At 50.1% G+C, this 25,014-nt stretch carries 19 protein-coding genes and 3 pseudogenes; 12 read left to right on the forward strand and 10 right to left on the reverse strand.

What is annotated here, in order from left to right; genetic code table 11:
- Positions 1 to 33: 33 nt before the first annotated feature.
- Entirely contained in the window at positions 34 to 1,239 is a 1,206-nt protein-coding gene (locus AC07WB_RS23235; protein WP_494941482.1) for an MFS transporter, read from the forward strand.
- Positions 1,240 to 1,260: 21 nt separating this feature from the next.
- Positions 1,261 to 2,160 carry a siderophore-interacting protein gene (locus AC07WB_RS23240; RefSeq protein WP_494941483.1) on the forward strand — a complete coding sequence of 300 codons (900 nt, stop codon included), beginning with the start codon at positions 1,261 to 1,263 and terminating at the stop codon, positions 2,158 to 2,160.
- Positions 2,161 to 2,293: 133 nt separating this feature from the next.
- Here AC07WB_RS23240 and AC07WB_RS23245 read toward each other — a convergent pair.
- The 3 genes and pseudogenes from AC07WB_RS23245 to AC07WB_RS23255 all read right to left on the reverse strand — a co-directional run.
- Positions 2,294 to 2,669: pseudogene (locus AC07WB_RS23245) on the reverse strand (phage integrase family protein); the annotation flags it as partial.
- Between the two features lie 51 nt (positions 2,670 to 2,720).
- Positions 2,721 to 3,773 carry an ABC transporter substrate-binding protein gene (locus AC07WB_RS23250; RefSeq protein ID WP_494941484.1) on the reverse strand — a complete coding sequence of 351 codons (1,053 nt, stop codon included), beginning with the start codon at positions 3,771 to 3,773 and terminating at the stop codon, positions 2,721 to 2,723.
- A 125-nt stretch (positions 3,774 to 3,898) separates the two neighbouring features.
- Positions 3,899 to 6,109, reverse strand: coding sequence for a TonB-dependent siderophore receptor (locus AC07WB_RS23255; RefSeq protein WP_494941485.1), 2,211 nt, complete (start codon positions 6,107 to 6,109; stop codon positions 3,899 to 3,901).
- Between the two features lie 715 nt (positions 6,110 to 6,824).
- Here AC07WB_RS23255 and AC07WB_RS23260 point away from each other — a divergent pair.
- The 3 genes from AC07WB_RS23260 to AC07WB_RS23270 are packed head-to-tail and all read left to right on the forward strand — an operon-like array spanning position 6,825 to position 9,380.
- Positions 6,825 to 7,529, forward strand: a complete 705-nt coding sequence (locus AC07WB_RS23260) for a PstS family phosphate ABC transporter substrate-binding protein (protein ID WP_141400297.1) — start codon at positions 6,825 to 6,827, stop codon at positions 7,527 to 7,529.
- Positions 7,526 to 8,440, forward strand: coding sequence for a PstS family phosphate ABC transporter substrate-binding protein (locus AC07WB_RS23265; RefSeq protein ID WP_494941486.1), 915 nt, complete (start codon positions 7,526 to 7,528; stop codon positions 8,438 to 8,440). Before AC07WB_RS23260 ends, AC07WB_RS23265 begins: the two co-directional genes overlap by 4 nt.
- Positions 8,441 to 8,468: 28 nt before the next feature.
- Positions 8,469 to 9,380: a MurR/RpiR family transcriptional regulator gene (locus AC07WB_RS23270; protein WP_320204563.1), complete on the forward strand. Its 912-nt coding sequence runs from the start codon at positions 8,469 to 8,471 to the stop codon at positions 9,378 to 9,380.
- A 51-nt stretch (positions 9,381 to 9,431) separates the two neighbouring features.
- Here AC07WB_RS23270 and AC07WB_RS23275 read toward each other — a convergent pair.
- Positions 9,432 to 10,673, reverse strand: a pseudogene (locus tag AC07WB_RS23275) (aminotransferase-like domain-containing protein); the annotation flags it as partial.
- Positions 10,674 to 11,335: 662 nt separating this feature from the next.
- On the opposite strand from AC07WB_RS23275, the gene AC07WB_RS23280 reads away from it, so the two are divergent.
- From AC07WB_RS23280 to AC07WB_RS23295, 4 genes are all read left to right on the forward strand, one after another.
- Positions 11,336 to 13,210 (forward strand): hypothetical protein, encoded by a 1,875-nt coding sequence (locus AC07WB_RS23280; protein ID WP_494941487.1) that lies wholly within the window; start codon positions 11,336 to 11,338, stop codon positions 13,208 to 13,210.
- Positions 13,211 to 14,228: 1,018 nt separating this feature from the next.
- Positions 14,229 to 14,744: a thiol peroxidase gene (gene tpx, locus AC07WB_RS23285; protein WP_494941488.1), complete on the forward strand. Its 516-nt coding sequence runs from the start codon at positions 14,229 to 14,231 to the stop codon at positions 14,742 to 14,744.
- A 1,691-nt stretch (positions 14,745 to 16,435) separates the two neighbouring features.
- A complete protein-coding gene (locus AC07WB_RS23290; RefSeq protein ID WP_494941489.1) occupies positions 16,436 to 17,464 on the forward strand; it encodes a tyrosine-type recombinase/integrase in 1,029 nt (342 codons plus the stop codon).
- A gap of 447 nt (positions 17,465 to 17,911) precedes the next feature.
- On the forward strand, positions 17,912 to 18,685 hold the full coding sequence (locus tag AC07WB_RS23295; protein WP_494941490.1) for a nucleotidyltransferase domain-containing protein: 774 nt from the start codon (positions 17,912 to 17,914) through the stop codon (positions 18,683 to 18,685).
- A gap of 302 nt (positions 18,686 to 18,987) precedes the next feature.
- Here the strand turns inward: AC07WB_RS23295 and AC07WB_RS23300 are convergent, their stop codons facing one another.
- The 5 genes from AC07WB_RS23300 to AC07WB_RS23320 all read right to left on the reverse strand — a co-directional run bounded on the left by AC07WB_RS23300 (position 18,988) and on the right by AC07WB_RS23320 (position 21,985).
- Positions 18,988 to 19,263, reverse strand: coding sequence for a Txe/YoeB family addiction module toxin (locus AC07WB_RS23300; RefSeq protein WP_350262670.1), 276 nt, complete (start codon positions 19,261 to 19,263; stop codon positions 18,988 to 18,990).
- Positions 19,244 to 19,489: a type II toxin-antitoxin system Phd/YefM family antitoxin gene (locus tag AC07WB_RS23305; RefSeq protein WP_346530374.1), complete on the reverse strand. Its 246-nt coding sequence runs from the start codon at positions 19,487 to 19,489 to the stop codon at positions 19,244 to 19,246. Before AC07WB_RS23305 ends, AC07WB_RS23300 begins: the two co-directional genes overlap by 20 nt.
- Positions 19,490 to 19,842: 353 nt before the next feature.
- On the reverse strand, positions 19,843 to 20,403 hold the full coding sequence (locus AC07WB_RS23310) for a DinB/UmuC family translesion DNA polymerase (RefSeq protein WP_494941491.1): 561 nt from the start codon (positions 20,401 to 20,403) through the stop codon (positions 19,843 to 19,845).
- Positions 20,404 to 20,424: 21 nt separating this feature from the next.
- On the reverse strand, positions 20,425 to 20,907 hold the full coding sequence (locus AC07WB_RS23315; RefSeq protein WP_494941573.1) for a Y-family DNA polymerase: 483 nt from the start codon (positions 20,905 to 20,907) through the stop codon (positions 20,425 to 20,427).
- Between the two features lie 151 nt (positions 20,908 to 21,058).
- Entirely contained in the window at positions 21,059 to 21,985 is a 927-nt protein-coding gene (locus AC07WB_RS23320; RefSeq protein ID WP_494941492.1) for a LysR substrate-binding domain-containing protein, read from the reverse strand.
- A gap of 110 nt (positions 21,986 to 22,095) precedes the next feature.
- Between AC07WB_RS23320 and AC07WB_RS23325 the strand changes: the two genes are divergently transcribed.
- From AC07WB_RS23325 to AC07WB_RS23335, 3 genes are read left to right on the forward strand one after another with little or no spacing between them, the layout of a single operon-like run.
- Positions 22,096 to 22,881: a YqcI/YcgG family protein gene (locus tag AC07WB_RS23325; protein WP_346437112.1), complete on the forward strand. Its 786-nt coding sequence runs from the start codon at positions 22,096 to 22,098 to the stop codon at positions 22,879 to 22,881.
- Positions 22,878 to 23,510: a LysE family translocator gene (locus AC07WB_RS23330; protein WP_346437113.1), complete on the forward strand. Its 633-nt coding sequence runs from the start codon at positions 22,878 to 22,880 to the stop codon at positions 23,508 to 23,510. Before AC07WB_RS23325 ends, AC07WB_RS23330 begins: the two co-directional genes overlap by 4 nt.
- A 24-nt stretch (positions 23,511 to 23,534) precedes the next feature.
- The gene (locus AC07WB_RS23335) at positions 23,535 to 24,053 is read left to right on the forward strand and encodes a DUF1543 domain-containing protein (RefSeq protein WP_346437114.1); all 519 of its coding nucleotides are present in this window, start codon (positions 23,535 to 23,537) and stop codon (positions 24,051 to 24,053) included.
- Here the strand turns inward: AC07WB_RS23335 and AC07WB_RS23340 are convergent.
- Positions 24,043 to 25,011, reverse strand: a pseudogene (locus AC07WB_RS23340) (PDR/VanB family oxidoreductase). The gene AC07WB_RS23335 and the pseudogene AC07WB_RS23340 overlap by 11 nt on opposite strands.
- Positions 25,012 to 25,014: the final 3 nt, after the last annotated feature.

Genomic DNA, 25,014 nt, shown 5'->3' on the forward strand with positions numbered 1-25,014 from the left:
TCTCCCTATATTTAACGGTGTATTTACAATTAAATGTCGGTAATTTCGGTTTTGTTTAGCAATAGAGTGATAAGAAAATCCTCTTGGCCCCTTGCCCTTAGCGCCGGGTTGTTGGGAATTGGTCAGAACGGCTTACTGGTCGTGCTGCCACTTCTTGTGGAGATGACCGGTCTGACACTGTCAACATGGGCGGGTTTATTACTCTTTGGTTCTATGCTCTTTCTGCCGGCCTCTCCTTGGTGGGGGCGAGTGTCCGAAGTCAGGGGATGTAAATATGTTGTTGTGGCGTCGCTTGCCGGGTATTTGTTGAGCTTTGGCGTACTGGCTTCTGTGGTTGGCCTGATGTCAGAAAAAGTACTGGGTACAGGTATGGGGCTCGCGGGCTTACTCCTCTCCCGCGTCATTTATGGTCTGTCCGTATCGGGCATGGTGCCTGCGGCGCAAACCTGGGCAATGCAACGATCGGGGCCGGAGCAGCGAATGGCCGCACTGGCCACTATCAGTTCCGGTATCAGTTGTGGAAGATTGGTGGGCCCCCCTCTGGCCGCATTGACATTGGGCTTTGGCCCTATGGCGCCTTTATGGTTAATGGCAATTGCGCCTTTATTCGCATTGATACTGATAGGCGGTCAATACGGTGATCCCCCTCTTGGTGTAATTCCACACCAATCCGCGCGTTTTCAAATCCGATTGCTGCCAATTATGTGCTTGGCTCTGTTGCTCGCGATCGGTATCAGCCTGATGCAGATTGGTCTCTCACCCCTGCTGAGTGATTTTATTAAACAGCCAGATACCGTCAGCCATCATCTGGCCTGGCTACTTAGTCTGGCAGCGGTAAGCACATTACTGGCACAATTTCTGGTGGTGCGACCGCAGCGCCTGGCCATTACTCCGCTGATATTTGTTGCGGCGTTATTGATGAGCGCTGGGTTGGCCATAATGATGATAGGCAATTTCCCGGCGTTATATGCAGGGATTATGATGACCTCTTATGGTGCCGCGTTGGCCACGCCGGCCTATCAGTTACTGATAAACCAACAGCTATCCATCGGTAAAGGAGCCGGTCTGATAGCGACCAGCCATACGCTTGGTTATGGGATCAGTGCGGTGTTGGTTCCCTTCATCACGTGGTTTGCAGGACAGCGCAGTTTGATCACGGGTGCCTGGGGGGCATCAATGTTGTTCTTGATATTGACCTGCTGGCTGGTGTTCATCTCTAAAACAAAAAATGAGCGCTGAGCGCCTGGGTTGAAAACAAATATGGCCATCGTTCCCGGTTACCGTGTATTCAATGTCACGCTTCTGCACAAGAGATGGCTGACGCCTTCACTGATGAGTTGTGTATTCACCGGTGACCAGGTGGAGAAGATGAAGATGGATGGCCCCGATCAGCGCATCAAAATACTCTTCCCCTCCTCAAACGGTGTCCCCTCATCCTTAACGGATGACGCCGACTGGTGGGGGCAATTCAGAGGCCTGCCCCCCGAACAACGCCCGATATCTCGTACTTATACGCTGCGTCACGTCAATGCGGCTGAAAGCCAGATGGAAGTGGAGTTTGTCATTCATGGCACAGAAGGACCTGCATCAAGCTGGGTATTAAACGCTATGCCCGGCGATCCTCTGCAAATGGTTGCGCCTAACCGTGAACACAAGGCAGACAGCGGTGGTTATGAATGGAAACCGGCGACTGAAATAGAACGGGCGTTGATTATTGCCGATGAGACAGCGTTACCGGCAGTAAAGGGGATTTTGGCGCAACTGGATAAGATGCCTTTAGCACCCCAGGTACAGGTGTTTCAGGAGATACCTTCAGAGGATGACATCATTGATCTGGGCCACTATACGTTTGCTGAGATAGTCTGGTTACCACGTGACAGGATGAATGCTCCACACGGCACGGCATTATTGCAAGCGGTAAAAGAGCGTGTGTTGGTTCCAGAGTACGCGACGGACACTTGTGATAACGATGATAATGAAGCCGAACACGAGGTTTTGTGGCAAAGCGCAGCAGCGATTAATAATCGATTTTATGGGTGGGTGGCAGCGGAGTCCTCCGCTGTGAAACACCTTCGCCGTTATCTGGTCGGGGAGCGGAAAGTTGCGCCTGAAGTGATGAGTTTTATGGCGTATTGGTGTAAAGGTAAAGGGTATTTTTGATCATCAAAAGTGATATCAGTGTTTGTTTAAAAGGAATTCTGACAACGGATGTTGTGTTGAATTAGCTGCAATCGATTTCAATAAATATACCGCTTCATTGCCCGATATCTGAAACTGCACTCTATGCCGGGAGGCCCGTCTTTTCGCTCTTACTCTCCAGAGGAATGCGCAGGGTGGTCATCATCATCTCTAGCTGCGTCACGTACTTCGCGTCGGACAGTGGCTTCAGGCGGTGGGAAACGGTGCCGGCGGCGTGGCGGCCGGCGCGGTGATCAGCCTTCTCCTCGTGTTGCTTTAGCGTGGACAGCTGCAAGAACGGATACTGCTGGCGCAGCAGAAAGTCTCCTCTTGTCAGGACCACGCGCGCCGATATTCCACAGCGTGGTGAACAGAACCTTGAGCCGCAGGTCGGGCGAAAAGTGGAGCAGGGAGCTGACCTCCGGCGCCAGCAGGTACTTCGGCAGCTCGTCAACCAAGAGCGGCCATCTGACTTTACTAATAGGCTCTATTCACGAAGACAAATAGCCATACCTGACGCGATGGCTATTCGTCTGCCCAAATTATTTCTCCAACTGCGCCCAATAAACCCCCTGATAAGGCATATCAAGAAACTCTTCAAAAATCTGTTGCAAAGTGGATTCCGGGTCTACATCCCTGAATGCTTGCGGATAGAGAATCTTAGCAAAAACCTCAACCGCCACGACGTGAAGCGGACTGATGTAAAAGTTATGCCACAGGCTCAAGGCATTGCCCTGTTTAATTGCGCGCATTTGCGAGAGGAAAGGCTCCTCTGACAGAAGTTTTCTCAGCGATGCTTCCGCTTGTTGGGTATTGACCTGCGGCCCCAACTGGATACCGGGGCTATCCTCCGCTGAAGAGGTACCGGTGGTGATGTAAATATCGGGATCGGCGCTGATCACCGCCTCTGGATTCATCTGCCCGTACACCTGTTTAATGTAAGGTGTGGCGATATTATCGCCGCCGCTGAAGGCCAGTAAATCAGCCAGACTGCCGTGGGCCACCGTTATACAGCACACTTCTTTCTTGCCCAGATGCAGTTGGATCATCACTTTCGGCTTGGCGCTTTGTAATTGCTTCACCCTGTCAGCAACCGCTTGCAGATGGCGCTGATAGAAAGCGATAAAGCGCGCGGTCTTCTGCGGACTGTTAAACACCGTGCCCAGTATTTTCAGGCTTGGCACCGAGTTCTTCAGCTGGTCCACGCGGAAATCGACATAGATATAAGGAATCTTCGCCATCTCAAGTTGCCGCTCTAGCTCGCTTCTACCGGGCTGCTGGCGCGCGTAATGAGGCAAAATAGCCAGATCTGGCTTTAATGCGATGATCTTTTCTACGTTGGACTGAGCGAAGCTGATGGTGCCAGTGGTCGGCACCCTGATTAAAGCCGGGTATTTTGCCGTGAAGGCTTGCCAACTTTGTAGGTCATAAAATTTCATGTCAGTGGGCCAGCCTGCGATACGTGCAGAAGGATCGCCCTGATACACCAGCGCCAGGCTAAACAGCAGTCGGCTTTCGCCGAAGAAAACGCGTTGTGGGTTATCCGGCACCTCAACCTGTCGCCCGTAGATATCGGTGATTTCTCTGGCTTGCACTTTTGTCACCGTGAGCAGAAGCGACAGGAGAGTGAACATCATAAGTTGTGATGTGAGTTTTTTCATAAGTGATTAATCAGCTGAGAGGAAATACGGCAGACGAAGGCTCATCTGCCGTCACGTCATTAAAATTCGAACGAAGAGGAAAGGACAAAGGTTCTCGCCATACCAACCGCCAGCTGGCCACTGCCCGCCGCGCTCCAGTAACGTTTGTCGGTGACGTTATTCACGGTGAATCTGAAGGTGGCGTCGGTATTGGCCAGGCGCGTTTTATAGCTGGCGCCTAAGTTATACACCGTGTAGCTGCTCACGTACGCCTGGTTCAGGCTGTTCACCGGGCGCTTACCGACATAAGAAGCACCTGCATTGACTGCTACGCCAGGGAGCAAATCGAGGTTGTGGTTGATAAAGAAGTTAGCGGCTTTTTCCGGAGTATTCTCCGGGGCTTTACCGACCAGCGCGCTATTGGTTGAACTTGTCACCTCCGCGTCCAGCAGCATCAATGACGTGGTGATGGAGGTATTCGCCGTCAAATCACCCTGTAGCGAGAACTCCCCGCCGCGATAACGAGCCTCACCATTGATCGAGTAAATATCGTTATCACCAGTGCTGGCTGAGGGTTGAGTCAGTTCAAAGTAGGCTGCCGTGGCAAACAGGCCATCCGTTAAACGGGTACGCACACCAATCTCTTTCTGCTTACTCACCACGGCTTTCAGTGATTCACCCGCATTGGCTGCCGTGGAGGGTGCCGTGCCGGCTGACTCGAGCCCTTCAACATAGCTTGCATAGAGACTGACATCAGGCGTGACTTTATAAACCACGCTCACCGCGGGGGTGAGTGCTTTGACTTTCTCACTGTCGGCGTCGAGTTGCTTGCTGGTATAACGTCCCCAGCGTAATGCCCCAGTCACCTGCCATTGATCATTCAGCGTTATCCAGTCCTGCAGGAACAGGCCGCCATCGCGCACCGTTTGTTCATTGAAGCCACGGTCGCGCAAGGTGTTTTTAGAACCGTTGGGTGAGCGCACCAGTGAAGTTACCGTGACAGGGTCATACATGTTCTGCGCGGCCGAATACATGGTGGTGTAAAAACTTGGCTGATAAAGGCGGTTCTGGCTGCCACCGACAAGCAGCTGGTGTTCTACCGAACCCGTCGAGAAGTTTCCTTTTACCTCCGCGCGCACGTTCTGATTGAGATAGTCCTGACCCGGCTGATCTGCACCATAAACGGTACCGTTACCCGTATTGGCATTGTAGCTGTCGAATACCCACAACCAGCGATCGCGCTTGGTGCGCGACTGACCCAGCGTCATCTTTCCTGACCAGTCATAGTTGAAGGCATACTCAGCCTGCAGCAGATGGGTTTCAGCCTCTGATTTTGTTGCCTTGCCGTTCATCGACAGTAATTTTTTCGGGTCAGGGATATTAGGCATGGTGACAATGCCATTGACCGCGGTCGGTGTCGCAATCGCCGCTTGTTCGGTAATACGCGCTTTTACTTTTTCGTAATCGTATTTGAGCAAAAGTTTGTCATTGACCTGCCAGTCGAGCGCCGCGCTGAAGAAGCGTTTATTCCCGTGATCGCCCTCGATGGGCAGATGGATATTATTGCTCATGGCGTTGATGCGAACGCCAAAGTTCTTCTCATCACCAAATCTGTCAGCAAGATCGACGTGTGCCAGTGATGACCCATTGTCATCAGTGGAAAATGTCACCGCTCTGACCGGGGTACTTCCGGCGCGTTTTGTCACCATATTGACGACGCCGCCTGGGGAAACGAAGCCGTAATAGAGTGCGGAGGCGCCTTTTAATACCTCAAAACGCTCTTTATCTTCCATGGGAATAGGCAGGTTGTTATCGAACGGCAGTACGCCGTTAAACATATAGCTGGCGCGGTTATCGAGATTAATACCTCGAATCGATAGCTGATCGTAGGCTACGCCACTTTGCTGCTGGCGTACTACGCCGGCCACGTTGCGTAATGCATCGTAAAGCCCCTGGCCTTGCTGCGCTTTGATAATTTCACTGGAAACCACGCTCACTGAATTCGGAACGTCCAGCATATCGCGTCCCTGATAAACACCGACGTCGGCATAGGTGGGTGCAAAACCACTCTGAGGCGGCGCATTGTTGGTAGCTGCCGTCACTTCAATGGTTCCTTCAGCGCTTGGTTTAGCACGTGATATTGATTTATCGGCATTCGCGTTGGCGCTTTGCGCTTTATTCGCCTCTGTCTGCGTATTCGTTTCAGCATTTCCTGATGCGCTAAAGGCAATAAAAGGCAGCCCCGCCATGGCTAAAACCAGGCGTTTCTTTTTAATTTTATGGAAACTCATTTTTTCCCCAGTGATGATGTCATTCAGTTAATTCAAAAAATTTTTTTCGATTTATTAATTCAACCTATCTCGCCATGTAAGGTGCCTGGTGCCATTGATGGCCAGATAAAAGCGGGTTACTGAAAGGTGGTTGATAGGAATGATTCTCATTCCAACATGAAGGCCTGTAGTAGTAAACAACACGGTAAAAATGCGCAGAGGCGGATGGCAGAAATGGGATTTATTAATGATTTTTCGATATTTTAACTCGTTGATATAAATAAATTAAATTTTCACTCAAAGAATTTGTGGACATGCCTGCTCTGCAAAATTTGACGGACTGTAGTGCCTCAAGAGTTTGACTACTACAGCGTGCTACTACATGATGATTTCCAACAACAAAATGCGAATGACAATCATTTCGCATGGTGCTGGATGACCTCTTTGCCAGGGTATATGCCATCGCAAAACGGCAATCCAGAGAGGGCCTTGGTCTTTGTTTGAGAAATTTCAGGTAATGAGTTCAATGATTTATACGCCGGATATTGCCCCGCCCGAACTGTCGGTATGTAAGCTGGGTGCTTGTAAGGACAGCTGTGATCTCGCCGATCAACTACTCAGGGAGTTAAGCAGTTATCAAGGAGAGAGGCATTACCAATCCACAGAGCTAGGGCAGGCGGCTATTTTTGCATTCCTGATGACTGGCCGGGTTTCAATGGCATTGATTGAGCGCGAGATGACGAGTTTTGAAACGGTGCCCTATCGTAAACTCCTTAATAGCCTGCCTGTGATGCTTAAAGTTGCCATCTGCAAACCGCTTACCGCTGATGAATATAGCGCTTCCGCATCTGTCTACGTGCACAGTTCCAATCCACTGCCTCATATTTCAATTCAGCAGCTTAGCCAGATTTATACCCGGGGTAATTTACCGGGAGACTACTCATCGTGGCAGCAACTGGAGCAGTATCAGGAAACCGAGGCGGGCAGCATTTATCCTCTGCGATTACCGGATATTGCGCCGTTGAGCGTTTACCTCAGCCAGCATCATTTTGGCCACCTTCAGCCAGGCAGCAACGGTGAGTACGTTGGTGATACTGATGCGCTGATCAACAAACTGGAGAACACGCCAGCGGCTATCGCCATTGCTGAGGCTGGGCGTGAAACCCCGCATATCCGTGCAGTGCCGGTGTCAGATGAAAACGGCAACCTGTTCGATGCGACGCTGGAAAATATGCAAGGTGGCCACTATCCGCTCACGCGCTATCTGCATCTCTACCAGCCCAAAAATCAGGACGGTTTGATCAGTCAATCGTCGGTCGCATTGGCTGAATTTATGCTTTCACCTGCGGGGCAGAAGATCATCAACGCGCAGCATCGCTATGCAGCACTCTCTGACGAACTGGTCAGTTCCCAGACTCATTTATTGGCACAAAACTCATGAATACAACGGTTACGACTCTGCCGATCATTGGCAATGATGGCATGGACTCACTGGTTACGCCCTGGTGCCACCATTTCCAGCTGGCGCATCCCGGGATTCAATTCGCCTGCACCATGGAAGGTTCCTCAACGGCCATCATGGCGCTGGCGGCGAATGCCAGTTGGGTTGCACCCATTTCACGTTCACCCTGGCAGTATGAACTGGATGCATTTGTGAAGGTGAAGGGCTATGCGCCGACCTGTATCCACGTTGGCTACACCGGCCATGGACCGCGTGCAAACGCGAAAAGCCCGCCGGCACTGTACGTCAATCATCGTAACCCGCTGCCAGGTCTCACGATGCCGCAGGTGCGAGCGCTTTTTGCTCGCGGCAACCCACAGGGTGAGATCAGCCTCTGGTCTCAACTGGGTTTAAAGGGGGAATTCCAGTATCGCCGCATTCATCTTTATGGCCTGCGCGATGATGGCAAGTACGCTACGGCATTTCGTCATCTGCATCTGCAAAACCATCCCTATCCGCCGCATTATGAGCCGCTACCCGATCGTCAGTCGGTGCTGGAAGCGGTGGCAAATGATCCGTTTGGCCTCGGTGCTGTGGGGTGGTTTAATGCCGTGGATTACCAGAAACAGGCAAGAATTGTTGCTCTTGCAGCTGATGATAGCGACGAATTCGTGCTGCCGGATTTGACGCAGGTGCGACAGGGGAAATACCCGCTATCCAGCTATGTTTCCCTCTATTTCGATCTGCCTCCTGGTCGAAAGCTGAACCCACAACTAAAGGAGTGGCTGGCGTTTACCCTGTCATCAGAGGGGCAGGCTATCGTCAGCGCCCAGACGCACAGCGCAGAAGGGTATATTCCGCTCGAAACGGCCCAACTGGACATGCAACGCCAGCGCTTAGCGCAGTGGTAATTTCGCCTGCAGATATTTTGGAATGAATGTGAAAAACGCCCGCCCCACGACTAAACGCAAGCAGCAGGATACGTATACCGAACGCTTTGACGCGCGGCGGGAATATCTCACGCCTCAGCAACTCATCGTTGCTGAGTATATTTATCACCATCGGGCCGCCATGATGGACAAGTCGGCAATGGAGATCGCGCAATTAACCGGTACGTCCGATGCCACGGTGATTCGCACCCTCCAGGCGTTGGGGTTTTCGGGCCTACGAGAACTCAAAAGTGTGTTGAATCATATTTTTGGCAGGACGCTGAGCAGTTCTGCACGTATTGCCTCAACCGTGTATGAACTCTCACCGGATACCAATGCCAGTATCGGCTTTGTGGTCGATAGCTATCGAATGACATGTGATTTGCTGTGTGATGACGAAAATCGCGATGCCATCGCGCATGCCACGGGGTTATTACACAGCGCTCAGCGCATTGCTATTTTTGGTATTGGCGCTTCAGCATTATTGGCAGACTACGTGAGCCGTTTGTTCAACCGTTACGGCAAGCCTGCTTACGTGTTGAATCGCACTGGTTCATCGTTAAGCGAACAGCTCATTCACCTGCAGCCCGGCGATGTGCTGATCATGATGGTACAGCGCAGTCCGCACCGGGAAGGCACAACAGTTCTTGAAGAGGCGCGCCGTTTAAATATCTCGATCATTTTACTGACGGGATCGCGCAATTCCCTGTTTTCGCATCACGCCGATTGCACCATCTTCATCCCGCGCAGTGTGGCGGAGGAAAGGATTCCGGTGCACGGCACGCCGATGATCTGTCTGGAAGTCCTGGTTCTGGCGTTGGCAGCCGCTGAACCCGCGACACCGATTAAAACCGTCAACCGGTTGCACGAACTGAGCGCTTCGATAAACCGTCCGAGGAAAAAGCGTCACGAACCGGAGTGAGATGCCGTAAGCAGCGAGCGCTGCAGACGTTTCTGGAGCCCTGCACAAAACTCAGGCCATCAATGCGTGACAAATCGCGCCAATCTGGTCCACGGCATTGAGCAGCTGTGCCGTTGGCTGGTTCGCGCAATTTAAGCGCAGGAAATTCTGTAACGCCGCTTCAGGTGAAAACAGCGGCCCCGGGCTAACCCCAATACCTAGCGCCAGTGCGCGACGGTGCACTTCCAGCGCATTGATCTGTGGCGGAAGTTCAACCCACAGCAAAAAGCCGGCTTCCGGTGCAGTAACGCGTGTGCCCGGCGGGAAACTCGCTTCAACCCGTGCGATGACGGCTCGCACACATTCTGCAACGCGAACCTTCAAACGTCGCAGGTGCTAATAGTAGTCTCCACTGGCCAGTACGTCGCTGGTGGCGGCTTCAAGCAACGGTGCACCCGCCCATTCGCCCGCCATGCGCGCCTGCAAAACCTAGGTGTGAAAGCGGCCAGCGGCAATCCAACCTAAGCGCCAGCCGGGCGCGAGCGTCTTGGACAGCGAACTGCAGTAAATTACGTTGCCACTCTGATCAAAGGCCTTGCAGGCAGGAGGACGCTGTCCTTCGCCAGCAAGATCGCCATACATATCGTCCTCGATTAATGGGATGCCCGCTCGTTCGAGCAATGCCACAAGCTCCTGCTTACGCGCGACCGGCATACTGGCACCAAGCGGGTTTTGCACGGTAGGCGAGGCCAGAACGGCAGCGGGTCGATGCTGCTTAATGGCGTCTGCAAGCGGTACCAGCATTAACCCTTCAGTGGGATCGGTGGGGATTTGCAGTGCCTTCAGGCCTAAATCTTCCAGCAGCAGGAGCGTGCCGAAGTAGGCGGGTTGCTCAATCGCGACGGCATCGCCCGGCTGGCACACGGCGCGCAACGCCAGACGCAGCGCCTGGGTAGCCCCAGCGGTAATAACAAGGTAGTCCGCACCAAACCGTGCGCCCCATTGCGCTACACGTATGGCAATCTTATTGCGCAGATCGGCCCGGCCCGGTGGCAGGCTGTAGCTTTGGCCATGCGTATCCAGACGACGGAGGCACTGCAGCGAGCGCTGCAGTGCCTCCGTCGGCAACCAGTTGGGATCGGGCAGCGCCGCGCCGAGGGGTATCAAACGGGTTTCCGCGCTGCTGAACAGTGAATGCGCAACTGCTTCTAGGGTCACGGGTACAGGGCCCGACAGAGCAGGTGCAGGCGGTATTTGCCGTTCGATGTTTCGCGGACTGACGAAATAGCCCGAGCGCGGACGCGCAATAATCAATCAGTGAATACGACAAAGACATAGCCGCTGAACTCAAAAAAGCGGCTGCCGCCTGTCAGCCCTTCACCATTGGCGGCGTCAATCGTCTGTCTGAAAGCGGGGCAGGGAGTTAACATCTTTTACCCTGTCTACAGTTCGGCGGGATCGTTAAGAAACGGATGCCAAACATTGCAAGTAAACGGCCCGGCATTACGCCTAGTTTAAAGGCAGGAATGCTTAAACTGATAAATGCATAAACTTGCAGGGTATTGATGCCTGAAGAGTGATAAGGCAAATAGCGTCCGGAAAATATCCGGGCCGGGAAAAGAAAAATGATCCACGGTTTTCAGTATGCACATAGTCACTATGCACAATCAGTCATACGCATTCGGTGGCCTTTCAGGCGCCAGTACGGTGTGCCACACGGCGTCTGACGTAAAGAAAATCGTGCGGCTGAGCTCAGGTAAAATCTACCGCTACGCCCGGTAGATCCGACTTACGCGGATGATCGACACTTACGTGCCCGTACCGATACGCCGTGACCGGCACGCCCTTATGGCCGTTCATCAGAGATGTCCCTAGGGGTTTAACAGTTTTTCTGTTCCCTTCACGATCCAGGCCTCCCCTACAGGTGAGTTTGATGAGATAGTGAACTTCTCTTACGACCAAGGAGCCCAATTACGATGGATATGTCTTTTCTGAACGCCCCGCCTTCGATGATTGAAAATATCAAGGCCAGCTATGAGTCTTTCGTTCTACAGCACTACAGGCTGGACCATGTGGGGCTGTTTCACGATAACCGCATGCTGTATGCGGTCGTGAAAACCCCAGAAGCGGCCGGCATGTCGCTGAGGGAAGTTAACGAATTATATAATCACCAGTACAGAACAATGGGAGTGCCGGGTCCGGTTTTTGTGGAAAAGGAAGGTGAGAATTTTATAAAAATAAGCCTGAGAACCCCTTTTGAAAGAATTAATCTTTTTGGCCAGTCATTCAACACGTCAGATTTTAACAACCAGATAAATAAGGCAATGCCGCTGGAACGGCATCCTTTTCACGTGCGCATAAATTGGGCGGACAACAGTTTTAAGTTCACCTTTAAAAATGCGGTATCTGAAGCCGACTTTCAGGATATCATTCTGATTTGTGAAGGGCTTGGATATTATGGCTATTCTTATGAAAATAACACCGATCATCAACTCGCTGAATACGATTTTAATGTCGAAGCGACGCGAAAACCCTCAGGTAATTTGACGCTAATATCTGGGAGATACTTGAAAAACAAATTCCCGCGTTCCTTGTTGGATAAATATGAAGAGGACCAAGAATTCTGGTATCAAAATAAGTTTTCTATCTTTTCCGACGTTTCCATGACCCGCGAAGACTGCCTACCGGATGCCTTCAAGAACGCAGCCAACAGCTGTTTCGTTGATGCAACGGTTTTTCAGCGAAACAACGTTCGGGAATATATCTCTCTTTACGACACCGTCATTATTGCCTTACCCATAACCGATGGGCCAGGTTACAGAGATTTTTATGAGACTTTCCAGCTCAAAAGGACGGAGTTGTTGGAACTTGTCAGAAGGGGGCGCGTCAAGTTCGTCGTGTACCAGAACCTCCACCGGTATCATTCTGAACTTCTGGCCGATGTACTCTCGGTGGATCCGGAGTGCATGCTCTTTTCCCGACGGTTAGCTGCAGCTTCCCTGCTTGAGATCAGGAAGAAAACCGGCGTGTTCGGCTACTCTTTTGATACCGAAATGCAGTATCAGCTGCAGAGAAGTTGCTGGCAATCCGGCATTGATGCGCTGAAGATACTGGCGGACTCAATGTCACATAACGCCTCTTATCTCGAGTATTCTCTGGATCAAAAGGGAGCTATGGGATTAAGTCAGTTCGGCGCAGGGATATTTGCTGGGAATATTTTTAAGCATTTTGGAAAAGATTTTTTTATTGAATTGACATCCAGCGCGATGGGGTTTGAATACGCACAGGGGCTGAATGCACACCATTTTCCCGCAGAGATGCCGGGTTATTCTGAAGTTGATGCCTGCCGGATAATTAACGGTATATATAACGGCGTACATTCTTCAGAAACCCGATTGAAACAGTCTGAAGTGGGGAAATTATTATCTGATGTGCTGACTATCAGTAACGACATGAACGTCTTAGAGTTGGACGACACTTTGTCTGGGCACAGACGAAAACGTCTTCCGGATATTTTATCCCGTTTTTCCGGATTGTCGGATGAGGCGCGGAGTTATGAAGTTTATAAGCTGAATAAAGAGATTAAGCGGGTTGAAAAAAGAGCGGATCGCGTGATTAGTATGGATATTTCCGGTCTTATTCCAACAGCCGCAGGAGCACTAATGGAATATAAGGGAATACCGGGCGGGGCTTATGTGTCATTACTGCCGTGGGTCTTGAAATTCTTAGGCATGCCTCTCAGTTTTCTGGATGGTCATCAGAATGTGGTGCTGGATAAGTTAACGCAGCTAACCCATGGAGCATCCTCAGATACTCTCCTTATCCATAGGATTCGTAAAGACATGCGGTAAGCCGGCTAGCGATGTCTTGCCACTTTTTCCGCTCGCTTCCTGACCTTTGGGAATCATTATCCGGCGCGTTTTTCTGAACCTAGTTGCGCTATGTGGCAGACATTCACGTCTGTGTCCGGTTGGTCAGCGTGGGCAGTGGAGTACCGTGCTTCCCCAGCACTATACGTGGTAGTGGCTGACTGTGACGAACAATGAGCGGTTTAACTCAAGGGTAAGCGGAGAGCCCGGAGATACCTCCCACGCAGAGAAAATGCTTAGAGATGAAGTCAGCTTGTTGATATTTATCATTAAATCGCAGCATGATATAAAAGTACGTGAAATCATAGTTATGTTAAATTAACGCAGTGAGTTACTTCTCATTCCGATAACTCTCACTTTCACCAACTTCGCCCTTTCGTGTTAAACGAGCTCGAAAATATTTAAAAATACGGTGAGTGAAAATCTCCAGACCATTATGTTAATAATATAATAGAGGGAGCCGGTACGGTACAGTTTATTTAACCTTAGTGTTTAGTTAGGGTTTAATAGCCGCACCGGTAGGTAAGATATTAACATATCGTCGTACAGTTTAGACTGTAAAGTAAAATTATTTTTTATAAAAAGAGAGGTTATTATTCATTGGCTCGTTCGACAACGTGATCAGTGGGTTTTTTCTACAGAAACTGATTTCCAGAAAGGAAGTATATGACTCGCAACTTCTTCCACATAATCACTTGATTTTTTGTATCCATAGCTATTGCTCTGCTGGCTTTACAGGGATGCAAATGGAGTCTCTGAATAGAATAAATGCTTCTTTACAATTATCTTTTTCATTTTAGAGATTTCTCTATTTTTTTATATTCATTTTATCTATAAAGTTTCCACAGCTTAGACATTTTCAAGATTCACATTATTTTTTAAGGGATTAAATTGTTAATAGTTTGTTTGGTCGTCAACATAACCTGAAAGTTACAAGTCATACACAATATCGACGTTCAATTTACACTAATTTTAACTGACAGATTAAAAGGTGATAAATATGTCTAGTAACGTAACACTCCAAGGCAAAACAATCTCATTAGTTAATAAATTCCCTAATAAAGGCGATGCTGCACCGCAGTTTAGACTAGTCGCTGGTGATTTAACTGATGTCTCATTGAATATGTTTAAAGGTAAGCGAAAAATACTAAATATCTTCCCATGTATTGACACAAGCGTTTGCGCATTATCAGTAAAAAAATTTAGTACAGTTAAAGATGTTGATAATATGGTAATGCTATGCATTTCATGTGACCTGCCATTTACACAATCTCGCTTTTGCTGCGAAGAGAACATAAATAATGTAATAATGCTATCCGCCATGCGTGGTTCTACCTTCGGGCATGATTACGGTGTCCAAATTATAAATGGTCCTCTAGAAGGTATTACTGCCCGAGCTATAGTCGTTCTCGATGAACACGATGTGGTAATCTATAGTGAACTTGTCAAGGAGATCACTAATGAACCTCATTATGAAAGAGCTATTTCAAGTCTCCGCGAATTAAGTGCCAATTAAACACTTAATTTTTACACCCCACGTGGGTTAATCAGTTGAAAATTTTTTAAGATAATCCTTTAGAAAAAATTCATTGCGCTTGGGTCAAGGATGATTGTGTTTACTAACATGATTTTTTTGATCACAAGCGCGCCTAATAAATTAATGAGTAATATGTTTAAGGCAGTATGAGAAGGGTAATGAATATTTAAAAAATACTCATTATTAATATAAGCTTTGATTGCGAAATTTATTTCAGTTAGACCTGTTTTTATTTAAAGATAATCTTTAGAGGCTGACATGAAAATGATATTGGCTATTAGTATGTTGTCTATGGCGGTATTAGGGGCGCATGCAAGCAGTGATTCGCTAAACTCATCGACTAACATAGGAAAATTAAATACTGGATTTGGAAATCCTACCTATAGACAAAAGTTGTTTTACCTTACGATGTATGATAAAAAAATTACTCTATAGCCGATATTTTATATTATGATAACGGAATGTATAAAACAATCACTAAAGAAGAGGAGCATTACGGAGTTTACGTATTGCGAGGCAGGTTTAGCGATCGAACATATACTATTCGATATATATCCTTACCATCTCATGATAGGGTAAATAAAACATCTTATTATCATTTGACATTTATAAATGATTACCTTACTCAAACTTTCATACAGAACGCTGTTTTAGATACAGGTGAAGACATGCCTCAACAACATGGAACTTTTACTTTAGAAAAAATATAATCGGCAACCCCATCAATGAAAAATGGAATTATTAACAACTTTATATTATAGCAATAAAGATTTTCGCACCTTCTTAATCTAAGATATATATTTTTAATATATAATTCCCAAGGGTAATTTGATTTTTTATGCCAGTGATGTGGTTTTGCAACCCAGGGAAACCTATCCTCATTATTATTAAGGCGGGTTAATTTTTTTCAATAATAAGTATAATTTTTTCTCTTTCTTTATTCGATGTAATTTACTGAACCCAGTTTGCGGCTGTTTTTTTAAATATTATCACCTGTCTTTATTAGTTTCCTAGCCTGACGAGAAAAATACAATAGTTATCTTAGTTAATTCCGCTCGATTGGGTTAAAGGAATTGACCGCTCTTTCCCTCTTCACCACATATTTAATTCCAGCCTTCAGAAGTATCATTAACTTTAGCGTGATAGTCATGACCTTACGTGCCATAATTCTGCTATACCTTAAGAAATAATGCTGCTACTGCTCGTTACGTTTTCCATTTCATTTCAGTCACGGCTGTAACCTGAAGATTCAAAAACTTAGATATACCTACAGGTTTTAAGATTAAAAACGTTTATACCTTACTAACCTGCCATGGTTTACTCTTCATCCTAAAATGTTAAAAGTAAATCATATATCGTCCTAACTTCATATAATAGGTGTTATACGAACCCTCACGGCTCGATACCTATCCTCCAAATCGAACGCTCGCTCATACCTCTAACCTTATATAATTATCTTTATATAAGGCCAGACAGAGCTCCGGAATCCCTGTATCATGCGGATCCGGGTCGGATCCTGACTATTGCTGCCGTTTATTCCGACGGCTTCCGAATTTGAATGCGGCTGAAAAACCGGCAGCGCTACGTAAAATCTGGCGGGTAACCACCCTGCTGTTCCCTCAGAATTCACGTAGCGTCGCCAGAGCGCACATGGGGGAAAACTGAACACGATGAACGATCTCTCCGCTTTTACCGGGCTCATCCCCGGGGCGGCGCCGGATGATGACCTGACCGCAAGGCTGTCGGCTTTCGTCCGCCATCGCGAGGCGTTTTCGCCCAACACGTGGCGCCAGCTGCTGAGCGTCATGCGGATCTGCTGGCGCTGGTCACAGGAAAACCAGCGCTCGTTTCTGCCCATGTCCCCGGATGATCTGCAGGATTACCTCTTTCACCTGCAGGCCGCCGGCCGGGCAACGTCAACCGTTTCGGTGCACGCCGCACTGGTTGCAATGTTACACCGTAACGCGGGACTGGTCCCGCCGACGGTATCACCCGAGGTGGTGCGCGCCAGAAAGAAAATCAACCGTACCGCCATCATGTCCGGCGAGCGTACGGGGCAGGCCGTCCCCTTCTGTCGTCCGGATCTCGACCATCTGGACACGCTATGGCAGCATTCGCCCCGCCTGCAGCACCTGCGAGATCTGGCTTTCGTCCACGTGGCGTACGGCACCCTGCTGCGAATGAGCGAGCTGTCACGCCTGCGGGTGCGGGACGTAACGCGCGCGGCCGACGGTCGCGTTATCCTGGACGTGGGCTGGACCAAAACCATCCTGCAGTCAGGCGGCATCGTCAAGGCGCTGAGCGCGCGCTCATCAGAGCGGCTGATGGAGTGGATTCGCGCGGCGGGCATTGTAAACGAGCCTGATGCCGTCCTGTTCTGCCCCGTTCACCGCTCAAATAAGGTGAACGGCGTCCCGACTGTGCCCATGAGTGCGCCAAGCCTGGAAGATATCTGGCACCGGGCAAGGCGGCATGCTGGCCAGACTTCCCGCCCTGAAACCAATAAGGGGCGTTACGCCAGCTGGAGCGGCCACAGCGCACGCGTCGGCGCCGCGCAGGATATGGCCAGAAAAGGCGTATCCATCGCGCAAATCATGCAGGAAGGCACCTGGACGCAGACCCAGACGGTGATGCGGTATATCCGCATGGTCGAGGCGCATAAAGGGGCCATGGTCGCGCTAATGGAAGATGAGAACTAGTCTGGCCTGCTGCGCGCCTGTTTAAAATTCCCCGGTATGGCCACCTCCCGCTGAAGGGGAATTTAATGAATGATTGCTTATTGAAAATATTTCCGCCAGGTGCCGGCTCCTCGCTCCTCCCGACCTTGTGAACTCATGCATCACCGTGCTTACCCCGCTAATGCTGGCCCGTTCAGTCAGAAAATTTAGAAATTAACTTAAGTGAGTTGTGAATGGCGGTCATCCATTCACATGGCATATCAGTAAGCTGGCGTATGATTTGCTCTGGCTTTTTGTCAATATCTTCAGCGGGAACTTTACTTTTTCGTGAGGTAGGTTACTGATATATCTGCGGAATCTGACTGATGAGTATCTAAACGGAAGAGTACCCCTGCTGCTGTAGCATAGGTGTTTTGTGCGACTGCCTGAATTAACCCGATGAAATCATGCATGATGTGAAGGAAAAAAATGGCCATCGATAAAAACGGATTTATCCCGCTGCCTGCCTTTACCGGCTTTCAGCCGGCTTTTTCACCGCTGATAGCTGACGTAGTGCAGAAACTGGGTTCCGCAATGTCAGACCTGATCCACAGCGTTTATGTATATGGCAGCCTGGCTGAAGGCAGAGCAAAGGAGTCGGTTTCTGATCTCGACCTTACGGTGATATTCAGCCGTGAGCCGGATGACCTCGCGACCAGTGAACTTACGGCAATCATGTCCGGCCTCGAGCAGCATTATCCGGTCATCAGTAAGATTGATATCGACCCTGGCGTTCTGGATACCGTTATGCTGCCTGCACAGGCAGAGCGATGGGGCTATTGGCTGAAACATCACTGCATCTGCATTTATGGCGAAGATCTGCGAGAGCACTTAAAACCTTTCAGACCCTCAAGGAGTATCGCGATTGCCGTTAACGGTGATTTTCATACTGTGCTGAACGCCTATATTTCACGGATGAAGCCCTCCCTTGCGGCTTCACAGCGGCATGCTCTTCAGCGGGCGGCGGCACGCAAGGCTATCCGGGCGACAAACATCCTGAGAGATGAAAACGATACAGACTGGCCGTCAACGCTGGAGGAGCATCGTGAAAAATTTAACGATCGGTATCCGGCCCTCGCGGAAGAAATGGATTACCTGCTCAACATCAGCCACCGCCCGCGCGGCGACATTATGACTTTTGCTAGCAGAATCTCTACATTCTCCTACTGGCTGAATGCCGAGTTCAGCACGCGTAACCAGTAATCGCGATTAAGCCGGCAGAGGCTTCAGCAAGCACCATTCCTTCTTGCGATCCCGTCACACTAAGGCCGGAGTCCGGCCGTTTGGCTGAAGACGAGCTGTGCGGGGTGTTGAATTGACAGGTGTTAAGGTCACATTCCTGTGATGAGGAAGCATTCGTTCACGCCCGCCCTGCTTGCCTCGCGAAGACGGATGCGTCTCCCGCCAGAAAAAGCTCATATTCAAGACTGAACGCTCACTAGACCTTATCGCTGCTTACCCGCCGGAGATGAAAAAGCCCGCAAAGGCGGGCTGACTGGTTATCACTATTTATCGCCGTAGTGATAGCGGGCTGCATAGATAATGATCTCACCGTTCTGGATTGAGTAGACCAGCCGGTGGCTCTGATCGATGCGGCGCGAATAGAGCGCCGGATCTTTGTGATGCCGCAACCGTTCAGGTTTTCCAATGCCGGTCAGCGGATCGGCCTCTATGCTGTGAAGCAACTGCCGGACGCGTTCAAACTTCTTTTTGTCCGTATCACGCCAGTAGTTAAGGTCGTCAGCGCCATTTTTCGTGAACTTAATATTCCACTTCGACAAACTCGCCGCGCTCCGCCTGTTTCATTGACTCATTAATATGCGCTGCGTTCGCCGGGTTACTGAACAGATACACCGTTTCTATCAGTGCCTCATACTCTTCCGCATCGATTATCACAACGTCAGGTGCGTCGCGGCGCATAACGCGGACAGGCTCGGCGTCGTCGGTGACACGCTTCATAGTATCTGCGAAATGTTTACGGGCATCGGTAAAATTGATTGAATGCATGTTATTAACTCCCAACAGTTGATGACCATTATGAAACATGTACTCAGATAAGTACAATTTAAATTATCCCGATTTCATTTCAGGACGACGCCCCTGCAATGGAAAGATTAGGAAGGGAAGCGAGAAAGACTGATCCACGAAACCCTTATGACGTCAGTATACCCACTATCCTTAAAGCAGAAGGTGTCATTGTGAGACGATATGATTGGGAAAATCTAAAAACATGACAGCCGTAATATAGGGTAACACGCGGAGCCCTGCGGGTAGGTTTAATACGGCTTTGAATAAGATTTTACGTCTGTGTCCCGGAACGAAAACGTCATAATTTTTAGAGACGGCCGTCCGGTAGTATTTTATCTGATCAGAGGAATATCACTCAGTCGCGTCGTGTACCGCGACGACAGCATTTCTCTTTTCATCTGCCAGCTGCTGTCACGCACGCCCTGTCCCGCAAACCAGACCCTGCTACGGCCGGATCGGTTTATCCTGTCGAGCGCCGACATCAGCTCATCTGAGTTTGCACGCGGCTGCTGCTCGCTAAACATGTCATACTGCGTCACGCCTGACTGGTAGAAATCGCCCAGCATGACGCCGGCTTTTGCATACCGGTAGCCTTCACGCCATATTGTGCTCAGACCACCGAGCGCTGACGCGATAATGTCACGCGTATCGTTCGTCGGATAATCGCAGATGCGGGAGGCCGTATTTGAATACTGCGGCTCATTACTGTGACGCCCGGTAGCGATCGATACGCTGATGTGCCGGCAGCGTGACTGCTGCTCCCTGAGCTTTTCCGCCGAACGAGTGGCATAGAGCACCACCGCCTGCTGCATATCCTCAAGCCGGGTGACGCGCTGCCCGAAAGAGCGCGAGTTAACTATCTGTTGCTTTGGCGGGGGGGCATCCTCAAGCACCAGGCAGGACTCACCGTTGAGTTACCGCATTGTGCGCTCAACGATAACGTCAAAGTTCTTACGTATCATGCTGACGTTACTGTCCGCCAACTGCAGGGCCGTGGTGATGCCGAGCTGGTTAAGACGAGCGCTGATGCGTCGTCCAATGCCCCAGATGTCACTCACGTCGATCAGCTTCAGCAGTTTGCGTTGTCGGCTTCTCTCTGACAGGTCAACCACGCCGTTTGTCTGCGTCCACTTCTTCGCCGCATAGTTAGCGAGCTTAGCCAGCGTTTTGGTCGGTCCGAACCCTACGCCAATCGTCAGTCCTGTTTCCCTTCTTATACGCGTGCGCATCTGCTGCCCGAACGTCTCAAGGGGAATAAGGCTGCCGATGCCGGTGACGTCCAGAAAGCTTTCATCTATCGAATACACTTCCTGACCGGCCGCCATTTCGCCCAGAATGGCCATCATACGCGCCGACATGTCGCCATTTATGTGGAATGGAAAATCTACAGAAATTATTGATACTTTGTGGGTCTGTGAATGAGAAAAGTTAAAGGTTGTATTTTCACATTCAGAATGGACTTATCGAATAATGGACTGCCAGTCAGTACAGAAAAAGTTAACGCTGCGCGTATGGAGTTAACAGATGGTTTCGACGGGAAAATCATGCTCATGAGATATTTTCCTCGCCGGTATCATGATAAAGAAGATTTTCATCAGGTAGCTGCGGTATGTAGCCTGATAGCCATGTCAGCAGAATTTCTACATTTTTCTTTATCGCCGAGTTTTCCGGCCACACAAGGTAATATCCGTCTCCTGTAGCTACAGCCTCCGGAAATGGAAGCGAAAGCAGCCCACTCCTGATCGCCTCGGTGCTTAAAAGCAGATCTCCTACGGAAACACCATGACCGCTCAGGGCGGCAAGATTACCCTGCTCCAGGGTATCAAAAACTTTCCCTCCACTGATACTGAGTCCCGTGAAGTGCCCCGTTCTTTTCAGCCATCTCCGCCAGTCACGGCGGTCAGGGGATGGATGGATAAGATCACAGTCCGGAAGGGAGACCTGTGCGCTGGAAAGCATTGCGGGAGAACATACCGGGATAAGCCACTCTCTGAAGAGCAGCCTGCTCTCCGTGCCCTCACCAAAATGACCATTACCGAGAAGAATGGCGCAGTCATAAGGCTCGCGGCTGAAGTCCACCTCGTCAGTGTCCATCCAGACGCTGGTGATTTCGATTCCCGGGGTTGTATGGTGCTGACGAAAACCATTAAGTACGTCAAGGAGCCACCGCATGGTAAGCGTTGAGGGTGCTTTCAGGCGCAGAAACTGGCTGTGGCTTCTGAAAGCATTGCAGGCCCGCTCTATGCTTATAAACCCTTCTGTAAGTTGTGCTGCCAGAGTGCGACCCGCCTCACTCACTCTTACACGCGGCCCGTTTCGCCTGAACAGTTCGCAGTCAAACCACGCCTCAAGAGTGCGGATATGCCTGCTGACAGCACCAGGCGTAATATTGAGTAATTCTGCGGCCTTGCTGAAAGAGTTAAATCGTGCTGCTGCTTCAAAAGCCCGTAATGCATACAGCGGTGGCAGAGACATATCAATTCCTGTTGTGAGTTTTACTCACATTAAGCGCGAGTTTTATCCGTTTTTCAACCGCTCCAGCCGGGTGAATAATCCTGCCCGAAAAAATAAACGGAGGGATTATCGTGGAAGGTACGCTTCTCAGGAATGGGACCATCATCAGGCAGTCTGACATGGTCATGATCAGCAGGGATACCGGGCATGTCTGTCCGGACAGAAACTGGCAAATCGATGGATTTCGCGATGTCGTCGCACGGCTCAGCGACCGGGATTTTCCCTGTCTCTTTGCGCGCCATGCCTGGAAATCGGAAACACTGTTGTTTGGCCTGATTGGTGAAGAAAACACGACTGCAGATCTTGTGGCCGTTATGACGAGTCTGACAAAGCGTACACAGCAACTGCCGGAAGCGGAAAGGCTTTACAGTCCGCTTTTACTGATTTTTGAGCGGCGTGGCCTGAACTCACTTGAGGCAGCCCAGAAGTTTGGCTGGCAGCAGCTGCAGGCTCTACACGATCATGATACACACGACTGGCCATCCCACATTCCCCTGAATCCTGAAGACAGCGCTTGGTCTTTCTGTTTCGGGGGTACTGAATTATTTTTTAACATCAGCTGTCCCGGACATAACCAGCTCAGGAGCCGGAATCTGGGTAAACGTGCCGTTTTCGTCGTTAATCCCAGAGCTCATTTCGATATTCTGGCCAGCCAGAACGATCCTAAAGGAATCAAAATCAGGGAAAAAATCCGGACGCGTGTCTGCAATTACAACAACGGTTACGTTCCATCCGAACTCGGTTTCTATGGAGATGAGGGCAGTCTTGAGTGGAGGCAGTATCAGCTCAGTGAACCCGGTTCGCTGAATCCGTCACGGTGCCCGCTGCATATTCATAAGGATAAAAAACCGCAATGAACATGACACTCCTGAGTGCATATATATTGTCAGTAATGATGCTGCTGCTGACGCCCGGACCGGTTGTCGCGCTGATTACGGGCACGGCGGCCAGATATGGATACCGCAGCGCATTTGCTACCGCCGCGGGAACTAACGGCGCATCACTCATACTTATTGCTGTCGCGACGCTGATGCTCAGGGGGGTGATTTCTCTCTCCCCGATATGGCTCAGCCTGCTCGGCATAGCCGGTTCTGTTTACCTGGGTTACGCCGCCTTACAGAGCATGTTCAGCGTGCTGCCGGGCGGTTCAGAAACACCGGCACCGCCCGGAGAAATCCGGGGTGGTTTTCTTCGCGGGCTGGTTACGGGATTATCCAACCCCAAAGACATTCTCTTTTTTGTCTCTTTTTTCCCGCAGTTTATTGCGGTAACGCGTGATTTTACGACCAGTGTCTTCACGCTGTGCATGGTATGGATAATCTTTGATTTTGCCATTCTCACGCTTTATATACTGACGGTTAAAAGATGGATGCCTGAGAGGCACGGCAGAAAAATAGAGATGATTTCATCACTTTTCCTGCTTGTCGTGGCGGGAGCCGGCATCATCTATAACATCACTGAACTGGCTGATAATCACTTTCTTTAAGCGTGACTGAAAAAGGAAACAGGTATGCATCTCTACGTCTTTTATCTGGGCGGTAATGCCGGTAAGTCGAATATTGAAGTTCATGATATACAGTTTGCTGCAGCCAGCCAGCCTGAAGAGGCCTGGCCGGCATTGCGCGAGGCATGGTTCGGTGACGCCAACAAGGTACATATTGATGGTTACGGAAAGCTCAGCTGGGCCGACGGATACCGCATCATGCTCTGCCCGCACCCCCCTGAAAACCAGAAACACCGTCTGTGGTTTGTTAATGCAGGCGCCTACGACGCTTCTTCACTTGCCGAGCTTCATGAATTCGGGTTCTTTATCGCAGCCGATGCGGGAGCAGCAAAAAAACGTGCACTTCAGCAGCTTCTCAGAGGGAAGCTGCATCAGCACAAAGACAACCTTAAAGAGGTCGACGATTTTCTGCTGCTTGATAAAGTGGGCGGACAGTATGTTCATCTCATACCCGATGAAACTGGCGCGCCATTCATGCCCGAGTGGCAGGGTTATCAGCCGATAGGCCTGACCGCTAGAGCGTGATCACAAGATTGCCGGAAAAACTGCGTGAACAGCAAAGCGCAATCTGCTGTTGCCCGCAGGCCTTCTCTTCATCCGACTGCACTGTGTCACGGTGATCGATACATCCTGACTCTACGGGAGTCAGGCATGCACCGCACATGCCCATTTCACAGGAGAGAGGGATACTGACGCCGTTTTCAGTCAGTACGGCAGCAATGGTTTTATCCGCAGGGATATGAAACTGCCGTCCTGATGAGGAAAGGGTGACCGTGAAGGCTCCCTCCTCAGCGTTACCCTGGGGCAGCTGCGGCAGCCTGAAAGCCTCTCTGTGAATGTTTTCTTCCTTCCAGCCTTTCTCAGCTGCGCTATGTGCCATTGCCGACATAAATCCTTACGGGCCGCAAAGATAGAGATGCGTCCCGTCCTGAGGGCTGAGCAGTTCGGCGGGCAGATGGCTTCTTGGCGAATGTCCCTCGCTGCTGTACCAGACTTCGCAGAAACCATGACGCATCGGGCGTGACAGCTCTCTGATGAAAGCTGCATCGCCGTGTTTCCTGAGATAGTAATGAAGAACGAATGGGATCCCTGCCGCTTCAAGCGATTCTGCCATAGCGTAAAGTGGCGTGATGCCTATCCCTGCGGCCATAAGGATGACCTTTCTCGCAGAAACCAGCGGAAAGTCATTCCGGGGTGCTGATATACGGACCAGCTGGCCTGGCCTCAGGATGTCATGGACATACGCTGAACCGCCGCGGGAGTTTCTGTCACGTGCCACACAGATATCGTAGTGGCCAGGGCTGTCACCCTTTCCGGTCAGCGAATACTGGCGCATCAGCCCCTCTCCCAGATGGAGAGTAATATGTGCCCCGGGCGTCCATGACGGTAAGGGTTGTCCGTTTGGCGAAGCCAGTGTGACGCCCAGACTGTTTTCACCCTGCCGGCAGAGCGAATCAACGATCACGTTAAGCGTTTCGTTCATATC

Source organism: Pantoea sp. GW821-FHT03E06, assembly GCF_059420725.1.